The sequence below is a fragment of the Nocardia iowensis genome, from assembly GCF_019222765.1.
In the GTDB taxonomy this organism is placed as follows: domain Bacteria; phylum Actinomycetota; class Actinomycetes; order Mycobacteriales; family Mycobacteriaceae; genus Nocardia; species Nocardia iowensis.
This window is the reverse complement of record NZ_CP078145.1, coordinates 3,315,102-3,330,343: the sequence shown is the minus strand read 5'-3', so window position 1 is coordinate 3,330,343 and position 15,242 is coordinate 3,315,102. Positions and strand designations below refer to the sequence as shown.

Below are 15,242 nucleotides of genomic sequence, written 5' to 3'. Positions count from 1 at the left end.
CCGTGATGTCCCGTTCGGTCCCCTCACATTCCGTGGGTCTCTGTTGTCGTACTACTCGAGACGTACACACCGTCCGCCGAGTAGAAAGTTCAGTGAAATCATGACCGGCTTCTCCGTCCCGCGATCGCCGCGACCGGCATCCGGACCACACTCGACCACGACGACAGCACCATCCGACGAGAAGTCGGCAGCCACCGCACGTAGCGACACGTTCCGGAACCGGCTCCGTCCCATCGCCTTTTGGGCCACCACGCTGGTCATCGTCTTCGAGTTGACTGCCGGATCGGTCTGGAACCTTCTGACTATCGAATGGATCGAAGTTCAGTTACGTCACCTGGGATACCCGCACTTCTTCGCCTACATCCTGGGCGCGTGTCAGGCTGCTGCGGCCGTCGTGATCATCGCGCCCAGGCTCCCGCTGATCAAGGAGTGGGCGTACGCCGGTGCCTTCGTCCTGTGGGCGGGCGCCGTGGCGTCGCATCTGTGGGTCGGTGACGGTTTCGAGTCGTGGCGAGTGCCGCTGATATTCGCGATGTGCGCCATCGCGTCGTGGATGCTGAGACCAGCCGAACGTCGGCTCCCTTACACGCGGCACCGTCGGGCCGACGCTGGACAGGCTGAAGCCCGTCCGACGGAAACTCGTCCTCGCCCTTGGGAATCCCGTCTTCGAGCTTGGGCCGTTCCGATCGGGCTGCTCGTTGTGCTGTACGCCATTTCGTTCCTTACGTTGCCAGCGGTCGAAACCGCCACCCATGAATGGGCAGTTGAGCTCGGCTGGATCGACGAGTAGTGGCGTGGAAGGTCTGGTCACGTCCAGACGTCATCGGCATGTACCGGAGCTCGCCACGATCCGGTACACGGTGCCGCTCGGGGTCATCCGGACGTTGGTAATCCGAGACGCCTCCCCGGATGCCGTCGAGATCTCTCTATCTCCGATGAGGAAGCGATTAGCGGATTGGCCGATGATCCAGATCGGTTGCTGCTGACCGTCGATGTCGAAGCAAGCGGCGTACCGCGTTCCGCCCGCCACGATGGACTGCTTCTGCACGATGTCCTCTGCCGGTCGCCCCGCTTCGACCAGGGCGCTCAACATACCGACGGTCGCGCACATGAGTAGCAGCAGCGCGAAGGCCGATCGCCACACCGGGGTGATCCGTGGCGAGAACAGCCAGTAGATCGCGATCAGCGCCCCGGACCCGAGAGCGGCCATGATGAATCCGCGTGCATTGACAACGACGTCGTGCCAACCGATTTCGAACGCGAACGCCGGATAGCCGAGCGGTTGGTAGAAGAAATAGGAAGGCAAACGCACCATCGCTCCACCGACACCCGCCAGCAGCACCGAGGCAGCCGTCCGGCGGAAGATCAGGCGGGAACCCGCACGCTGTCGTGGGCGCACCGAATCGATGACCAGAATCCAGCCCAGCAGCAGGCCGATGGTGAGGAGCGTCGCGGCGATCAGCCGCGAATTGGACCATATCGTCTGTCCCGAAAGGAAAAGGAGGGCGCCCGCCCCGGCGATCGCGATCATGCGAAGCACGAGTGTGCCTGTCTTCCAGCACATTCGGATCGCATTATGGCGCGCCGCCCCGATCAAGCGCGCCACATCGGTTCGGTTGGCATTCGCCCAGCGCTCGGCTTGCCAACGCGAATATCCTTGTGGCAATGCCGAATCCGCTCGATGCACGGCTACCCGAGTGAACAAGTTCAGCGCACCGAGGATAAGTAGCAGCACAGCCGAAACACCGATAAGCCCCAACGCGGGCTCGGCACCCGTCGGACGGTCGGGGAACCGGGCGGCGACGACCGCCGCGGCGGCCACGCCGAAACCGCCACTGACGACGAGTAGCCCGAATCGAGTCGAGACATAGTGCGCCGATTCGTCGGCGATGAGTCGGACAACCAGCTGTCGGAACCATTGTGGGGTTGTTCGGCTATATAACTGAGCGGCAGCTTTCGCAACGCGTTCGAGACATCCGTAAAAGAACCCCGGCACCCGCGTCAGCCGTTCACGGAAAATGAATACAGTTCCTGCGGTATCCGCCGGACCGGATTCGGGCCGCTGCTCCCGAACAGACAGAGCAGTAGGCGTCACCGAGATCTCGGCGAGAGCATCGACCCGCCGCCCGTCGTGCTCGAGGGGCGCCGGTTTGTGAGTGAAGCGCAGCCCGGCATATCGGATGCGCTCCAGGGAGGCCCGATCGATGACGGCCCGTGAATGCGTATCGACAATGTCGGTGTGGACGTGGCGCACCACTTCCTCAATCGTGCTGCTGGACAACGAACCTCGAATGTCACGCACATAGGTGTCGGTCTCCGTACGTGAAAGAGCGGACCACCCACTCGCGACGAGAGCAGCATGGGCGCGCTGCCGGTCGTCGGCGGAGCCGGAAATGTCGATTCGGCATCGAACCCGCGCCAGGCATACCCCGATCAGATACTGACCGCGATATGACGCGAAATTCCGAATCGCATTGATGCCCAACACTTGCCCCTATTGCTCGCTCCAGTCGACGAGTTGATAGCAGGATACCGCCCTCCCGTTGCACATCCAGTGATGGTTCTGTGCCCAATACACAACGGTCACAATACGATCCAATGCACGCTGCAATTCGCGGTCGTCGGCGATTACGGTCGGGCCGATAACGGCCGGAATCGAACCGTCCGAGTCGGGTCACTGGTCGGCGGTCGTTTCGGCGGCCTCTTCGACACGTTCGCGGACCCACGCCATGAAGGACTGCACGTCGGCGGTCGGCAGCGCGAGCGCTGCCGACCGGGGGCGCTCGAAGCTGCGGAGTGCGCTATCGATGAGGGGCTGGAAGTCCGCTTCGGACGTCGCGATCAGTTGTGCGGCACGGCGTTTGGCGAGCCAGCTGCCCGTGCGGCAGTACGCCACCGAGCGGCAACCGTTGAGCACCTGGTTGTCGGCCAGGTGGCCTGCCCCGTCGGTGTGCTCGCGCACCGACGTGAGAATCGCGGCGAACAGATCGCGCCGAGTCGGCGGGGCGATCACCTGCCGCACTGGTGCTCCGTGCAGCAAGCGCCCGGTCTGATGGGCGATGGAGCGGTCGATGACATACCAAAAGGCTGGTGACCGCGTCGAATCGAAGCTCGCGCGGTTCGGCAGCAGCGCCCCGGTATTGAGATCCAGCAGGTACCCGGCCCGGTCGGACGGGCGGGCCACGAAGTCCGCGTCGTAGACCACCAGCTCCAGCCCAGCCGCCGGACAGTGCAGGGTGGGATGGGCCAGCGTCACCGCCAACTCGCGCACGACCTGAGCGGGAACAGCCGGATCGACGACGACCGTCACGTCGACGTCACTGCGCCCGTGCCGATAATCCCCGAGGGCGATGGACCCGACCGCGAACACACTCACCAAATGAGAACCACACCCGGCGCGTGCGCGCTGCACGAGGTCTTCCAGGTAAGGACGCAACTCGATGGGCAGGGATTGCGGATCCACGAGGAGACAGGTCATGCGGCCAGTATCACGCCTCGCGATTTCCCGGCGGCGGGCCGCCGCAGTGGCGGTGAACCCGAAGGCCGAAGCCGGAACTGTTACTCCCGATCATTTGTCTTTGCCGATCTCGACGTCGACAACGACGCCGTAGTGGTCGCTCGGCCAAACTCCATCGGTGGGTTGGTCGAAGGCGAGGCCGGCGGCGCGAATCTCGCAGCGCGCCCTCGGATGTGCGTGCCAGGAGCCAGTGAATACGTAGTCCAGCCGACGCCGGTGCCCAGGCTGACGCACGATCTGATCGAACAAGGCCGCGGCAGCGGCATTGTCGACGCTCCAGGTGTGGCCGGGTCCGTCACCGGCGACCTCCCACGCATCGTGGTAGTGCCCGCTTCGTCCGGAAATCGATTGGCGGCCAGTGAGATAGCGGATGCTGGCCGCGTCGGGGCCAGCGTTGAAGTCGCCCGCGATGATCGTGGGCAGGTCGGTGCGGTGCCGGGCGTCCAGATCGCTGAGCGCAAGGGCCTGTTGCTCGCGAACGGCTTCGGCATCCAAACGCCAAGCGGCAGTAGTGGAAACGAACAGCACGTCGCCTTCACCCGGCAACGGAACCTTGACCGCCACCGTGCACCAGGGAACATCCCCGGCCCCCGCGAGGCGCAGATCGAGAACTTCCACGACCTGATGGGGCCAGCGGCTGGCCACCGCGTTGCCGCCGTAGCGGTCGGCGAACGGCGGCGTGTAGGCCATCGCCTCGGCCTGATGGGTGCCGTGCAACTCGGTGCCGTGCAGCAGCGCGTCGAGCTGTTCATTGTCGACGACTTCCTGCAGCGCAACGAGATCGGGGGCCAAGCGGCGCAACTCCCGGTTGATCAGGCCGAGTCGGCGGGGGTCGCCCTCGTTGTTCTGGACGTTGATCGTGACGATACGCAGCTGCATGTGGCTACCCGACCTATCCGAACTGGCCGGGCTGGTACTCGCCGCCGAGCTGCCGGGTGATGACGTTCACCCGGTTGAAAGCGTTGATATTGGCGATGAGCAACACCAGAGCGGCGAGCTGATCCTCGTCGTAATGCTTCACGGCATTCGCCCAGACGTCGTCCGAAACCCCCGCGGCCGCATCGGCAATGCGGGTGCCTTCCTCCACCAGCGCCAGTGCCGCACGCTCGGCTTCGGTGAATACCGTGGCTTCACGCCACGCCGCGACCAGGTGCAGGCGCACCGCGGTTTCCCCGGCGTGTGCGGCCTCTTTGGTGTGGATGTCGACGCAGAGGCCACAGCCATTGATCTGGCTGGCGCGCAGCCGCACGAGTTCCTGGGTCGCCACGGGCAGGGGCGAGTCCGCGAGCGCCTTGCCCATCGAAACGAGGTGTTTCAGGGACTTGGCTCCGACGGGGTTGGCGAAGAGGTTCAAACGGGCTTCCATGGTGCGCTCCTTGCTTGTTGGTGGCTATACGTGTCCGACGAGACAGCCTGTGCGGATGTGAGGTCCTGTTCGGATTCAGTGCGACGGGCGGTCAGCCGACGATCGTGGCGAGGTCGACCGCGGGATCGGTGAGGCGGTCGACATCGGTGTAGGGATGGTCGCGAATGATCCGGTGCAACTGCTCGAATTCGCCGCTACGACCGACGCACGCCGCCGCGACGAGGCGATCGTCCTTCCAGAACAGGGCGGAGAAGTCGAGGTCCTCCGGTTCACCGCGGACCGAGCAGCCTCGTTCGCCGTAGACGTCGGCGGCGTCGGGCCAACCGCAGATCTCCAGGCGCGTGCCGAACTGCTCGGACGTCGCCGATGGAACGGGCGCATAGGAAGTCCTGTTGCCCAGCATGTTTCGCGCCGCGGCGGTCGCCTGCGCCAGGGCATTGCTGTAGTGCTCGATCCGGTACAGCCCGCCGAGCAGCGGGTGGGTCCGGACAGTGACGTCACCGGCCGCGAAGACTCCCGGCGCTGAGGTACGGCACCACTCGTCGACGACAATGCCACCGCTCACGGTCAGCCCGGCACGCTCGGCCAGCCCGGTCTCGGGAACCATCCCGAGCGCCGCGACCGCGATGTCGGCCGACCAGTTGGTGCGCCCGTCCGCCGCGACCGCGACGACACCGTCCGCCGTCTCGGTCACCCGGTCCAACCGCATACCCAGCTCGAGGCGCACACCCTTGCTCCGATGCAGCGCGGCGAAGACACCACCGAGCCACGGCGGCGCCACGCGGCTCAGCGGCGCTCCGGCCACCTCGAGGACGTTGACCTCGCAACCGAGCTGGCGGGCCGTGGCCGCCGTCTCCAAACCGATCAGTCCCGCTCCGATGACCAGCAGGGCGGGTTGCTTCGTCAGTTCGTCGCGCAGTGCGAGCGCATCGGACAGGGTCCGCAACGTGCGTGCCCCGTCCATTCCCGCAACCTGCCGGGCCCGGCCGCCGGTGGCCAGCAGGAGCTGGCTGTAGCGCAAGTGCGATCCGTTGTTCAGAGTCAGCGTCCGTGCGGCTGGATCCAGCTCTCGCACTGTGATTCCGGTGCGCAGGTCGATGTCGTGGTCGGCCCAGCTCTGCGGTGGGGCAACAGCAATGTGCTCCGGTTCCGCATACCCGGCCAGCAGGCCCTTGGACAGGGGTGGCCGCCAATAAGGTTGCTGCGGCTCGTCGCCGATCACGACGAGCGTGCCCGCGTAGCCTTCGGCGCGCAACGTCTGCGCTGCGGTGGCACCGGCCAGACCAGCTCCGACAATGACGATGGGATCCGTGGAGTTCATAGCTCGAACGCTAAGCCTGGACTGCTCATGCCTGCCAAGACCAGTTCTGCCATAAACTCATGTACCGAGAGGCATCAGCGAGGTCAGCGTTCGGAGGAACCGGGATGGATCTACTGCAACTGCGCTATTTCCAGGCAGTCGCCCGGCGCGAGCACATCAGTCAGGCAGCTGAGGAATTGCGGGTGGCGCAGCCGTCGGTGAGCCGGACGATCGCGCGCTTGGAGAAGGAACTCGGTGTCCCGCTGTTCGACCGCGTGGGGCGGCAGGTGCGGCTCAATGCGTTCGGCGTGACATTCCAGCGCCGAGTCGATCGTGCGCTGGCCGAACTCGACGACGCGCGTACCGAATTGGCCGACGCGGCCGGACTCGACCACGGCCGCGTCACGGTCGCCGCGGAGACGTTGTTGACGATCACCGGATTACTCGCCCGGTTCCGCGTCGAGCATCCGGGTGTCGATGTCCGGCTGTTCCAGTCGAATGCCGAAACAATGCTGCGGCAGCTCGCGGATCGCGAGGTCGATCTGTGCTTCGCCTCACAACCGCTGGCAGGCCCGGCGCTGCGCTCCGTCGAATTGTGGCGCGAGGACGTGCTATTGGCCGTCCCGCTCGCGCATCCGCTGGCGACGCGCGACCGAATCACGGTCGCGGAGTTGGCCGACGAGCACTTCGTGACCTGCCGCCCCGGCTACTGGCCACGGACGCTGCTCGACCGGTTGTTCGCCGAGGCCGGACTGCGGCCGCTGATCTCCTGCGAGGGTGACGAGCCGGGCGCGACCGGCGATCTGATCAGCGCCGGACTCGGAATCGGGCTCGTCCCAGCGGGTTCGCGACGGGCGGCGCCACGCTACCCGGTGGCCTGGTTGGGGGTGGACGCGCCTGGGTGCGAGCGCGTACTGAGCCTGGTGTGGCGGACGGACACCTATCTGTCGGCGGCGGCCCGAAAACTGCGCGACCTGGCGCCTGTATTCAGCTAGATCACACCTAGGGGCACGGGATCCTCGCAATTTAGTCGGGTGCCGAATCCACCTGTCGCTCATATCGATTCGAGATCCGGGATTTCGATCATGGCGAGGATCATCGGATCGTAGGATCTCCCTCACCAGTGAGGGTAGGCCGATCATCAGCAGTCGCTGGCCGATCGGGCTCTGAGTTTCGAGCACCCCTCGGGGAGATAGGGAAGAAAATGCGCATACGGGCAGCGGTCCTTGCCATCGGCCTCGCGATTGCGGCGCTCACGGTGACGTTGCCGCCCTCGGTCTCGACGGCGGCACCGCCCTGCGCGAGCGGTGGCGCACGGACTTTGGAAAAGCTGCACGCCACCTCGACTCAGCCGTTCGTCGGCAGCGGCGGCCCGGTGACGCTGAGCGGCCCTAACCTGCAACCGATTTGGGACGCGCAGTCCGCGGCGACCTGGCCGCAGGAAACCTACACCTCGATCCGGGCGAAGGGCTTCAACGCCGTCCGAATGGTGTTGTTCTGGAAGGACTTCCAGCCGACCGAGGCGGCATGGAACGAGACGGCGTTCTGCACGCTGTCCACCGCCGTTGACTACGCCGCGACAGCGGGGCTCTATGTCATCCTGGACAGCATCCATCTGTCCGGAGACAGCGGCATGAACGGTCCCGACAGTCATGACGGCAAAGGACACTTTCCGGCGTGGACGCTGAACGGTCCCAATCAGCGGCTCGAAGCCTTCGAGCAAGCCGTCGCGGATGGACTCGGCTTCCTGCAAACTCTCGCGACGCGGTACGCCAACGATCCGGCGATCGCGGCCTTTGACCCGATCAACGAGCCGTACCACGATCCGCGCGACCCGAACGGCCTGCTCTCGGGCTACTCGAAGATCATCGACGCCATTCGCGCCAAGGACCCGAATACCAGCATCGTGCTCGAACCGTCCTACGGTGACGCGAAAGTGCCCGCCTCGGCGTTCGCCGCATTGACCCCGGGCAGCAAGAAGAACCTGATCTGGTCCATCCACGACTACTACCCCGGCGGCGCCGGCGCCGGATACAACCCCAACGGCACCGCGACCACGCCGAACGCGTCCTCCGACGAAGCCGATTTCCCCGGCTACAACCCGGCGAACAAACCCGACCTCGCCACCCACCTCCAAGTGCAACTCGACCTGACCCGAGACGTCGGCCTGCCACTGTGGATCGGCGAGTTCGGCATCGCCGCAAACAAACCCGGCCACGACCAGTTCATCAAGGACTACGTTGCCCTGTTCAAGTCGAAAAGTCTCGGCTACAGCTGGTGGGAATACAAGGACAACGGCTCCTTCAGCATGATCGATCCGAACAACAACGACCGCTGGCTCCCCTGGGTCGACCTCTTGTTGCCCCGATAGGTTCGGGGCGCTTGCCGGACATTGGGCTAGTGTGGAAAGCGTGAATGACGTTGCCTTGCTTTCTATTTCGCGACTGAGCAGGGCGCGATCAATGGTGTGCTGTCTAACGCTCGCCGGTGTCTTGGCGATAAAATTCTCATCGTTGACCTTTTGGGAATCGCTCCCCGCCTACAATGTTGCGGTGGTCGCGGTGATTGCCGGTTCGATCACGATCGTGACGTTGTCGATAATGCTTTCTCGGCATTCCCGGACCGCGCGTGTACGGTCGATCTTCGTCGCGATTCTCGCAATGTTGTCCTGCGCACTGCAATTCGCAATGCTCTACTTCGCCCATGTGGGTCACGCTGACCTGGTGTTCGAGGGTCATATCCTCGTAATTCCGGAGCACGCGCGGTGGCGCTTGGGGTACTTCAATGTTCCGCTCGGCTTGACCTACCTGGCAGATATGTCGGTACTGGTGTTGTGCTGGGCAATATCGGCGGCGTCCACCTCCGCACTCAAAAGAGCTGCCGCCCAACGCCGTGTCAACTACTGAGTCCGCGAATCTGCCAGGTGGCCCGTGGGCTGCGCAACCCGGTCAAGGGATGATATCGAGTTCCACGGTGCCGTCCAAGGAGCGGATCCAGAGTGCGTCGCTGGTCAGGATCGGGTAGGTGGTGTGGCGGGCGCACCACAGCACATGGCCGGTGTCGACGCGCCCCTGGGCGGTGAGCAGGCCGATTCCCACCGCTTCCGCGGCGGGTAGGTCGCTGATGGTGACGACACTCAGATTCAGCAGGACTGCCAAGTCGTCGCGATGTTGCACCGACAGCACCGAGGACGCTGCGACGAGCGCGGCGGCGGGCACGACGATGCTGTAACCCTCCCGGGCGGCGACATGCAGGATCGCGCGAACGTAGATGCTGCCCCGGTTGGCCACATCGATGATCGCGCTCGTGTCGAGCACCCTGCCGGTCACCGATTCTGGTCAGCGCTGAACGACTTCTCCGCCGCCGCGACGGCGTCGGTCCAACCTTCCGGCTCAGGGCCGTAATGGTTGGCCAGCACTTCCAGGTCGTGATCGCGGGCGGCTGCTCGGCGCAGGGTGTCGGCGATGAATGCCGACCGGGTTGCGGCGTTGCCCGACTCCACCTTGCTTTGAATGTAAGCAGCCAGTTCGGTCGGCAGGCTGATGGTGAACTTCTCCACGCCAGTCATACCGGAATGATAGCGCGGTATTACCAACGAAGGCACCCACCGTTATGCCGCCGCCGGGATTGCGGCGACGCGGCGGTGGCGCATCCATCCGCGGACACCGATGGCCAGGGGCACCAGGACGGTGAGGAACCCGGACACAGGCTCGAATACGAGACCGAACACGGTGAGCACAGCGATCGCGGCGAGGATCGGCGCCGGCACATAGCCGCGGGTTCGCTCCACTTCGATCACGGCGATCCCGAAGCAGACGGCGGCAACTCCGAACGCGGTGAACCAGAACGAGAGCTCGGCCTGCTCGACACCGGCAATCCAGATGGCAACGCCGAGCGCGGTGTGCGCCGATCCGATGAAGGCGAGCAGGGCGCCGGTGAGCGGAAACCTAGTTTTTGAATACACATTCCGAAACTCTGCCTTAAGCTGTCCCGCGTGGCAAGACCGCGGCGATTCACCGATGATCAGGTCCTCGACGCGGCGCGCGATGTGCTCGTCGATCCGGCGACGACCCGGCCGAGCATCGCCGCGATCAGCGCCGCCTCCGGCATCCACGCCGGGTCCATCTACGTGCGATTCGCCTCTCGCGAAGAGCTGCTCGCCCGGCTGTGGCTGCGCTCGATCCGGCGCTTCCAGATCGGGCTCATCGCCGCTCTCGCCGAGCCCGAGCCGCTGCTCGCCGCGGCGATGTACCTGACGCGGTACTGCCGGGAACACCCCACCGAAGCCCGCGCGATGAAGATGTTCCGGCGCGACGAACTGCTCGAAGTGGGCCCCGACGAGCTGCGCGCCGATATCGCCACGGTCAACGACCGCATGAACGACACACTGCGCGCCGCCGTCGTCGCGGAGTTCGGCGACGCCGACGAGCACCGCATGGCGGTCGCGGTGGCCGCGGTCAAGGCGATTCCCTACGGGCTCGTCCGCGAGTACATCGCGGCCGCGGTGCCCATTCCGGACTGGGTCGACGACGTCACCGCCACCGCGACAGCCGCCGTTGTCCACCAGTTACGACCGACTCGCACCGGCCGTTGAATCTGCCAGTGCCGTTGCAGCAGTAGGCGATACGCTGCCAGGGTGCCTACCCGATATCGACCACTCGGGCCCATGCGGGCGGCGCGTCCGGGACGTAATCGGGATCGTCTTCGCTCCACGAATCGGCGTGCTGGCGACGGAACAGGCCAACCACTGTCCGGCACGGTGGCCGTCGGGCCGGCCAGGGCGTCTGGCCGTCGGTCAGGATCACCAGGACATCGGGGTGGGGGTGCGCTCGCAGCGCCTTGGCGACGCCCGTGCGCAGATCCGTGCCCCCGCCGCCGACCAGCGGTATTTGCTCGGCCCGGCACAGCGGATGCACGATCCTGGCCGCCGCGTCGCACGGCAGCACGGTGACCAGGTGGCGGCGGCCACCGACGGCACGGGAGATGGCGGCCACTTCGAGAAGCGCGCTGCCCAGTTCGATATCACTGACCGACCCCGACGTATCGATGACCACCGAAACCCGAGGTGGCGGTCGCCGCGGACTCGGCAGCACCACGCCGGGCAACCCGGCCGAGCGGCGGGCGGGCCTGCCATAGGTGTAGTCGTCGCACCCACCGCCGCCGCTGGCTGCTGAGCGGATGGCCGCTCCCAGCAGGTCGCGCCACGGCTGTGGCGGGTGCAACGCCTCCTCAGCCCAGCGCTGCCACCCGTTGGGCGCGTTCCCCGGCCGACCGATGATGCCTTGCGCCACCCGAAACCGGACCGCGTCTCGTTCCTGTTCGCTGAGTCCGTCCGCGCCGTCCGGTCCCAGCTCCCACTCACGTTCCAGTCCGTCGGCGCCGCTGCCGCAGTCGAGCCAGGCCATGCCGTCAGTACGCGGCCCGAGCCGGAACTCGCGCAGGTAGTCCTCCATGAGCTGCCCTTGGCGCAACCCCAACGTTGCGGGCACGATGGCCCCGTCGGGCTGAATCAACCCGTCGCCGAACGCATCGTCGTTGATCTCGCAGTCCGCGGCGATGTTCATGCGCAGTCGTTCCGCGGGGCCGGTCAGTTCGTGTTGCCGGGCGAAGCGGTCGCTGCGACCGTGATGGTCGCGCAGCAGGTGCGACACCTCGTGCACCCACACCGCGGCCAGTTCCTCCACCGAAGTCCGGTCCACGAACGCCGGCGAAACGTAGCACCGCCAGTGCCGGTCGACACCCATCGTCGGCACTCGGCGCGACTCGACAACGCACAGAGCGAATAGAGCGGTCGCCAGATAGGGCCGGACCCTGGCGGCGTGTAATCGTGCGGCGAAAAGCTTGCCGCGGTCCAACGTCCCCGCTGTGTTCGCGCTCATCGGCCTGCGTTCGCGGCGACACGGGCAGCAGCCTGATCCGCTTCCTGGGATATCGATACCACTCCGGCGAGTTCTTCGATTGCCACCGGAACGTCCCAATTGTCCTGGCGCAGCGTGGCGAGAGTCGTTGCGGGAACGACGATCAGGTCAGGGGCTCCGGTTTCCAGAGCCTTGACCAGCAGCGCCCACGCCGCATCCCATCGAGATCTATTCGGGCGCTTACGAACTGCCGCCACAACGCCGTCGAGCACGGCCTGGCGCAGATCCCCGCGCTCGGGCAAGACGGCGCCCGCCGGATCGGCGAGCAGCACCTCGGGGTCCGGGAGGTCCATCCGATCCATGCTGGCCAGCAGTTCGAAGCCAGGCCCATCGCCAACCGTGCCTCGGACCAGCAGGGAAAGCACATCCCGGGACGAGTCGGCCGCGGTGGCGAAGGCGATCAGCCACAGGGTCATCTCCCAGCTGCGCGGCGACGGCCAAGGACCACCCCGGCGCGTTTCACTGGTGGGGAGTTGATGCACCAGCGCGGGGCGGGCCGCGAGCAGCACACATACCGCGCGCCGGGCGAAGGCCACCGCTTCGGTCAACTTCTCCGGAGCCAGCCGCGGCAGCGTCGCCTGCGGCCAGGTCCCGCCGAGGCCGCGAACGACGACGTCGTGGTCGTGGGTCCACTGCAGGTGCACGAACCGGTTGGCCAGCGGCGGGCTCAGCTCCCAGCCATCGGCCGCCGAGGAGCGCGGGTTGGCCGCAGCCACGATCCGGACACCGGGCGGCAGTCGGAGGTTGCCGATTCGTCGCTCCAGAACCAGACGGAGCAGGGCGGCCTGCACGGCGGGCGGCGCAGTGGACAGCTCGTCCAAGAACAGCAGACCGCGGCCGGCCCGGACGAGTCGTACGGCCCAGTCCGGCGGAGCCATCGGGACTCCGTGTTCCGCGGGATCGTCGCCGATGATGGGCAGGCCCGAAAAGTCCGACGGCTCATGGACACTCGCGATTACTGTGGTCAGTGGCAGGTCGAGGTCGGCGGCGAGCTGGGTCAGGGCCGCGGTCTTTCCGATTCCTGGCTCACCCCATAGGAGGACCGGCAGGTCGGCGGCGACGGCCAGCGCCAAGGCCGCCAGCTGGGTGTCGGGGCGTGGTTCGGTGGATACCTCGCGCAGCAGGGACAGCAACTCGGCGGCAACGTCGAGTTGGGCGGGAGCAGCGGACGTGCGAGTAGCAGCAAGCATGTGTGATCACCTTGTGAGTCAGCAGATTTGAATGGATGCGGGACGAACGTCGTCGGGTCAGTAAGAGGCCGCGCTACGCGGGTGCGCGCGGTGGTTGCGGTGACGGCGACGACCCGGTGGCATGCGGTCTATTGCGGGTCCGGTCAGGCCTGCCCGGAACAGGCCGTAGACGATCCGTCGCCGCGCGGACGCCTCGAGTTCGTCGCGCAGAGCGCCGTCACGCAGCGACGCGTCGGCACCGAGTAGTCCGTCGACGACGGCCAGCGCGCCTGCGGTGTCGCCATGGTCCAGACGTTCACGGACGCCGACGAGACAGTCCGGCTGGCGGTGCGCCTCGTCAATGGCCCGCAGACAGGGCAGCGGAGTGCCGGTCAGTGCTACCAGCAGTTCCTCCCGCCGGATCTCGGCCTGATCGTGGTCCAATGCGACCAGGACCCCGTTGACCAGTCCGATTCGGTGCTGTTCTCCCCTGCATTCCACGAGGCGTGGTTGCCCGGCCCGGTCGGGAGTCCGGGGCGCATTCGCGGTCGAATAATCGGGGACCAGCGCCGAGGCGACCAGCGGATGAAGCCGATCGACCGCTATCGCACCGGTGCGGATCAGTTCCAGATCTGGCAGTACCCAAGTCGCCGCGTCGGGCAGAACCGGTAGCGCGGAGACGCCACCAACCGGGTATTCCGACGCGATCCGCACCGTTGGCGGCCCGACACCGTCGCTGTCCACGTCCAGAACCAACCGTTGTTTGGCCCCGAATCGCACGACGAAAGTGCTGGTACGTCGTCCCTCGGCGTGGCGCAGAATCTCTGCTTCGGCCGCGCATCGGTCGACGGCGCAGCGGCGGCCCTGCGGCACCGTCGCGAGCAGCTCGGGGTCCAGCGTCGGGCGGTTGTCCACCGGCCGTTCGGCTCCGGACCGTATCCGCAGCTCGTCGGCCCTGCGCGCATCCCATAGGTGGCGGTGCAGATCCAGGCGGAACCGCCGGTTGGGACGAGGATGCGGATGCGGGCTGGTACCGGCGGATCCGTCCCACAGCGCGAGGCTGATCCGCTGACCAGCGTCGGCCCAAGCCGGTGCGGTCCGAACCACGAGGTGCATGGGAGGTGCGCCGCCGCATTGGTCCGGTGCCGTGTCGTACCGCGCCAGGGCGATGGTCAGACCTGGTCGCAACAGTCCGTCCGGAGCGACCCTCGGCAGATGCCAGCGCAACAGGTCAGGGGCCAGATGGCGGAGGTCGGCCCGGATTCGGGCCGCGAGTTCGTGCCCGCGAGTACGCGCCACGGACCGCATGGTGAAATCGATATCGAAGCCTGCCGCGGCGCACGCGCCCGCCCAGTCCCCCGCGCGACGGCGGGTGGTGGCAGTTTCGATCATGGAGGGCGGCACGGCGAATTCACGCACACGCGGCCAGAAGGAGGGGCGGGAGTCGTTCCCATCCGTGATGTCAGTGAGCATCAGCACTCACCTTGCACGAATGGAACCCCCAATCTTTGAACAGAATGAGTCGTCATCGGGTTGATCATATCGTCCCGCACCCACACCGGCCAGCCGAGGGATCACCAAGGGCCGATGAAGAATTCGAGCACGGCCAGCGTGATCGCGGCGAGAAGTGCCACCACTGCTGCTGCGACGAGGACCCGAACGCGACCGGTACCACGCCGCGCGGACCGAGCCGCGACGAAACCACCTGCGGCTCCGAGGATCGCAACTACCGGGGCACCCCCGAGCACCAGATAGAACAAGCTTCCCAACGCAGCCGAGCCCGCTCCCCCGAACCCATGGGCGTAGCCCGCCAGCGGCACCGGAAACCGGTACACGACCGCGACGATCGCCGCAGCCAACGGCACCATCACGACAGCGGCGACCGCACCCGCAATCGCCGCTTTCAACGCCACCGCGTTCCCGCCGGTCGAGGAAGTATCAGGCACACGTGCAGCTTATGAGCATCGCGCAG

Annotated in this window: 17 protein-coding genes; 5 read left to right on the top strand and 12 right to left on the bottom strand. The window is 66.2% G+C overall.

Annotation, left to right across the window (positions count from 1 at the left end):
- Positions 1-100 precede the first annotated feature (100 nt).
- A complete protein-coding gene (locus tag KV110_RS15350; protein ID WP_218476804.1) occupies positions 101-790 on the top strand; it encodes a DoxX family protein in 690 nt (229 codons plus the stop codon).
- Positions 791-820: 30 nt separating this feature from the next.
- Here the strand turns inward: KV110_RS15350 and KV110_RS15345 are convergent, their stop codons facing one another.
- The 5 genes from KV110_RS15345 to KV110_RS15325 form a co-directional block, all read right to left on the bottom strand.
- Positions 821-2,257, bottom strand: coding sequence for a hypothetical protein (locus tag KV110_RS15345; RefSeq protein ID WP_218476802.1), 1,437 nt, complete (start codon positions 2,255-2,257; stop codon positions 821-823).
- Positions 2,258-2,674: 417 nt separating this feature from the next.
- Positions 2,675-3,478, bottom strand: a complete 804-nt coding sequence (locus tag KV110_RS15340) for an aminoglycoside adenylyltransferase domain-containing protein (RefSeq protein ID WP_218476800.1) — start codon at positions 3,476-3,478, stop codon at positions 2,675-2,677.
- Between the two features lie 90 nt (positions 3,479-3,568).
- Positions 3,569-4,396 carry an endonuclease/exonuclease/phosphatase family protein gene (locus KV110_RS15335; RefSeq protein ID WP_218476799.1) on the bottom strand — a complete coding sequence of 276 codons (828 nt, stop codon included), beginning with the start codon at positions 4,394-4,396 and terminating at the stop codon, positions 3,569-3,571.
- 13 nt (positions 4,397-4,409) lie between these two features.
- A complete protein-coding gene (locus KV110_RS15330; protein WP_218476798.1) occupies positions 4,410-4,883 on the bottom strand; it encodes a carboxymuconolactone decarboxylase family protein in 474 nt (157 codons plus the stop codon).
- Between the two features lie 91 nt (positions 4,884-4,974).
- Positions 4,975-6,204: an NAD(P)/FAD-dependent oxidoreductase gene (locus tag KV110_RS15325; RefSeq protein WP_218476797.1), complete on the bottom strand. Its 1,230-nt coding sequence runs from the start codon at positions 6,202-6,204 to the stop codon at positions 4,975-4,977.
- Between the two features lie 104 nt (positions 6,205-6,308).
- Between KV110_RS15325 and KV110_RS15320 the strand changes: the two genes are divergently transcribed.
- The 3 genes from KV110_RS15320 to KV110_RS15310 all read left to right on the top strand — a co-directional run bounded on the left by KV110_RS15320 (position 6,309) and on the right by KV110_RS15310 (position 9,089).
- The gene (locus KV110_RS15320) at positions 6,309-7,178 is read left to right on the top strand and encodes a LysR family transcriptional regulator (protein WP_218476796.1); all 870 of its coding nucleotides are present in this window, start codon (positions 6,309-6,311) and stop codon (positions 7,176-7,178) included.
- Between the two features lie 209 nt (positions 7,179-7,387).
- Positions 7,388-8,554 carry a glycoside hydrolase family 5 protein gene (locus tag KV110_RS15315; RefSeq protein WP_218476795.1) on the top strand — a complete coding sequence of 389 codons (1,167 nt, stop codon included), beginning with the start codon at positions 7,388-7,390 and terminating at the stop codon, positions 8,552-8,554.
- 40 nt (positions 8,555-8,594) lie between these two features.
- A complete protein-coding gene (locus KV110_RS15310; protein ID WP_218476794.1) occupies positions 8,595-9,089 on the top strand; it encodes a hypothetical protein in 495 nt (164 codons plus the stop codon).
- Positions 9,090-9,131: 42 nt separating this feature from the next.
- Here the strand turns inward: KV110_RS15310 and KV110_RS15305 are convergent, their stop codons facing one another.
- The 3 genes from KV110_RS15305 to KV110_RS15295 are packed head-to-tail and all read right to left on the bottom strand — an operon-like array spanning position 9,132 to position 10,147.
- Complete coding sequence (locus KV110_RS15305) at positions 9,132-9,512, bottom strand: hypothetical protein (protein ID WP_218476793.1); 381 nt, start codon at positions 9,510-9,512, stop codon at positions 9,132-9,134.
- Positions 9,509-9,751, bottom strand: coding sequence for a ribbon-helix-helix domain-containing protein (locus tag KV110_RS15300; RefSeq protein WP_218476792.1), 243 nt, complete (start codon positions 9,749-9,751; stop codon positions 9,509-9,511). Before KV110_RS15300 ends, KV110_RS15305 begins: the two co-directional genes overlap by 4 nt.
- 42 nt (positions 9,752-9,793) lie before the next feature.
- Positions 9,794-10,147, bottom strand: coding sequence for a DUF6463 family protein (locus KV110_RS15295; protein ID WP_246634554.1), 354 nt, complete (start codon positions 10,145-10,147; stop codon positions 9,794-9,796).
- A gap of 30 nt (positions 10,148-10,177) precedes the next feature.
- On the opposite strand from KV110_RS15295, the gene KV110_RS15290 reads away from it, so the two are divergent.
- Positions 10,178-10,777, top strand: a complete 600-nt coding sequence (locus KV110_RS15290) for a TetR/AcrR family transcriptional regulator (RefSeq protein WP_218476791.1) — start codon at positions 10,178-10,180, stop codon at positions 10,775-10,777.
- Positions 10,778-10,823: 46 nt separating this feature from the next.
- On the opposite strand, the gene KV110_RS15285 is transcribed toward KV110_RS15290, so the two are convergent.
- The 4 genes from KV110_RS15285 to KV110_RS15270 all read right to left on the bottom strand — a co-directional run bounded on the left by KV110_RS15285 (position 10,824) and on the right by KV110_RS15270 (position 15,216).
- Positions 10,824-12,062 carry a vWA domain-containing protein gene (locus KV110_RS15285; protein ID WP_218476790.1) on the bottom strand — a complete coding sequence of 413 codons (1,239 nt, stop codon included), beginning with the start codon at positions 12,060-12,062 and terminating at the stop codon, positions 10,824-10,826.
- Positions 12,059-13,291: an AAA family ATPase gene (locus tag KV110_RS15280; RefSeq protein ID WP_218476789.1), complete on the bottom strand. Its 1,233-nt coding sequence runs from the start codon at positions 13,289-13,291 to the stop codon at positions 12,059-12,061. The genes KV110_RS15285 and KV110_RS15280 overlap by 4 nt, the downstream gene beginning before the upstream one ends.
- A 57-nt stretch (positions 13,292-13,348) precedes the next feature.
- Positions 13,349-14,743 (bottom strand): hypothetical protein, encoded by a 1,395-nt coding sequence (locus KV110_RS15275; protein WP_343224182.1) that lies wholly within the window; start codon positions 14,741-14,743, stop codon positions 13,349-13,351.
- A 101-nt stretch (positions 14,744-14,844) separates the two neighbouring features.
- Positions 14,845-15,216 carry a hypothetical protein gene (locus KV110_RS15270; protein ID WP_218476788.1) on the bottom strand — a complete coding sequence of 124 codons (372 nt, stop codon included), beginning with the start codon at positions 15,214-15,216 and terminating at the stop codon, positions 14,845-14,847.
- Positions 15,217-15,242: the final 26 nt, after the last annotated feature.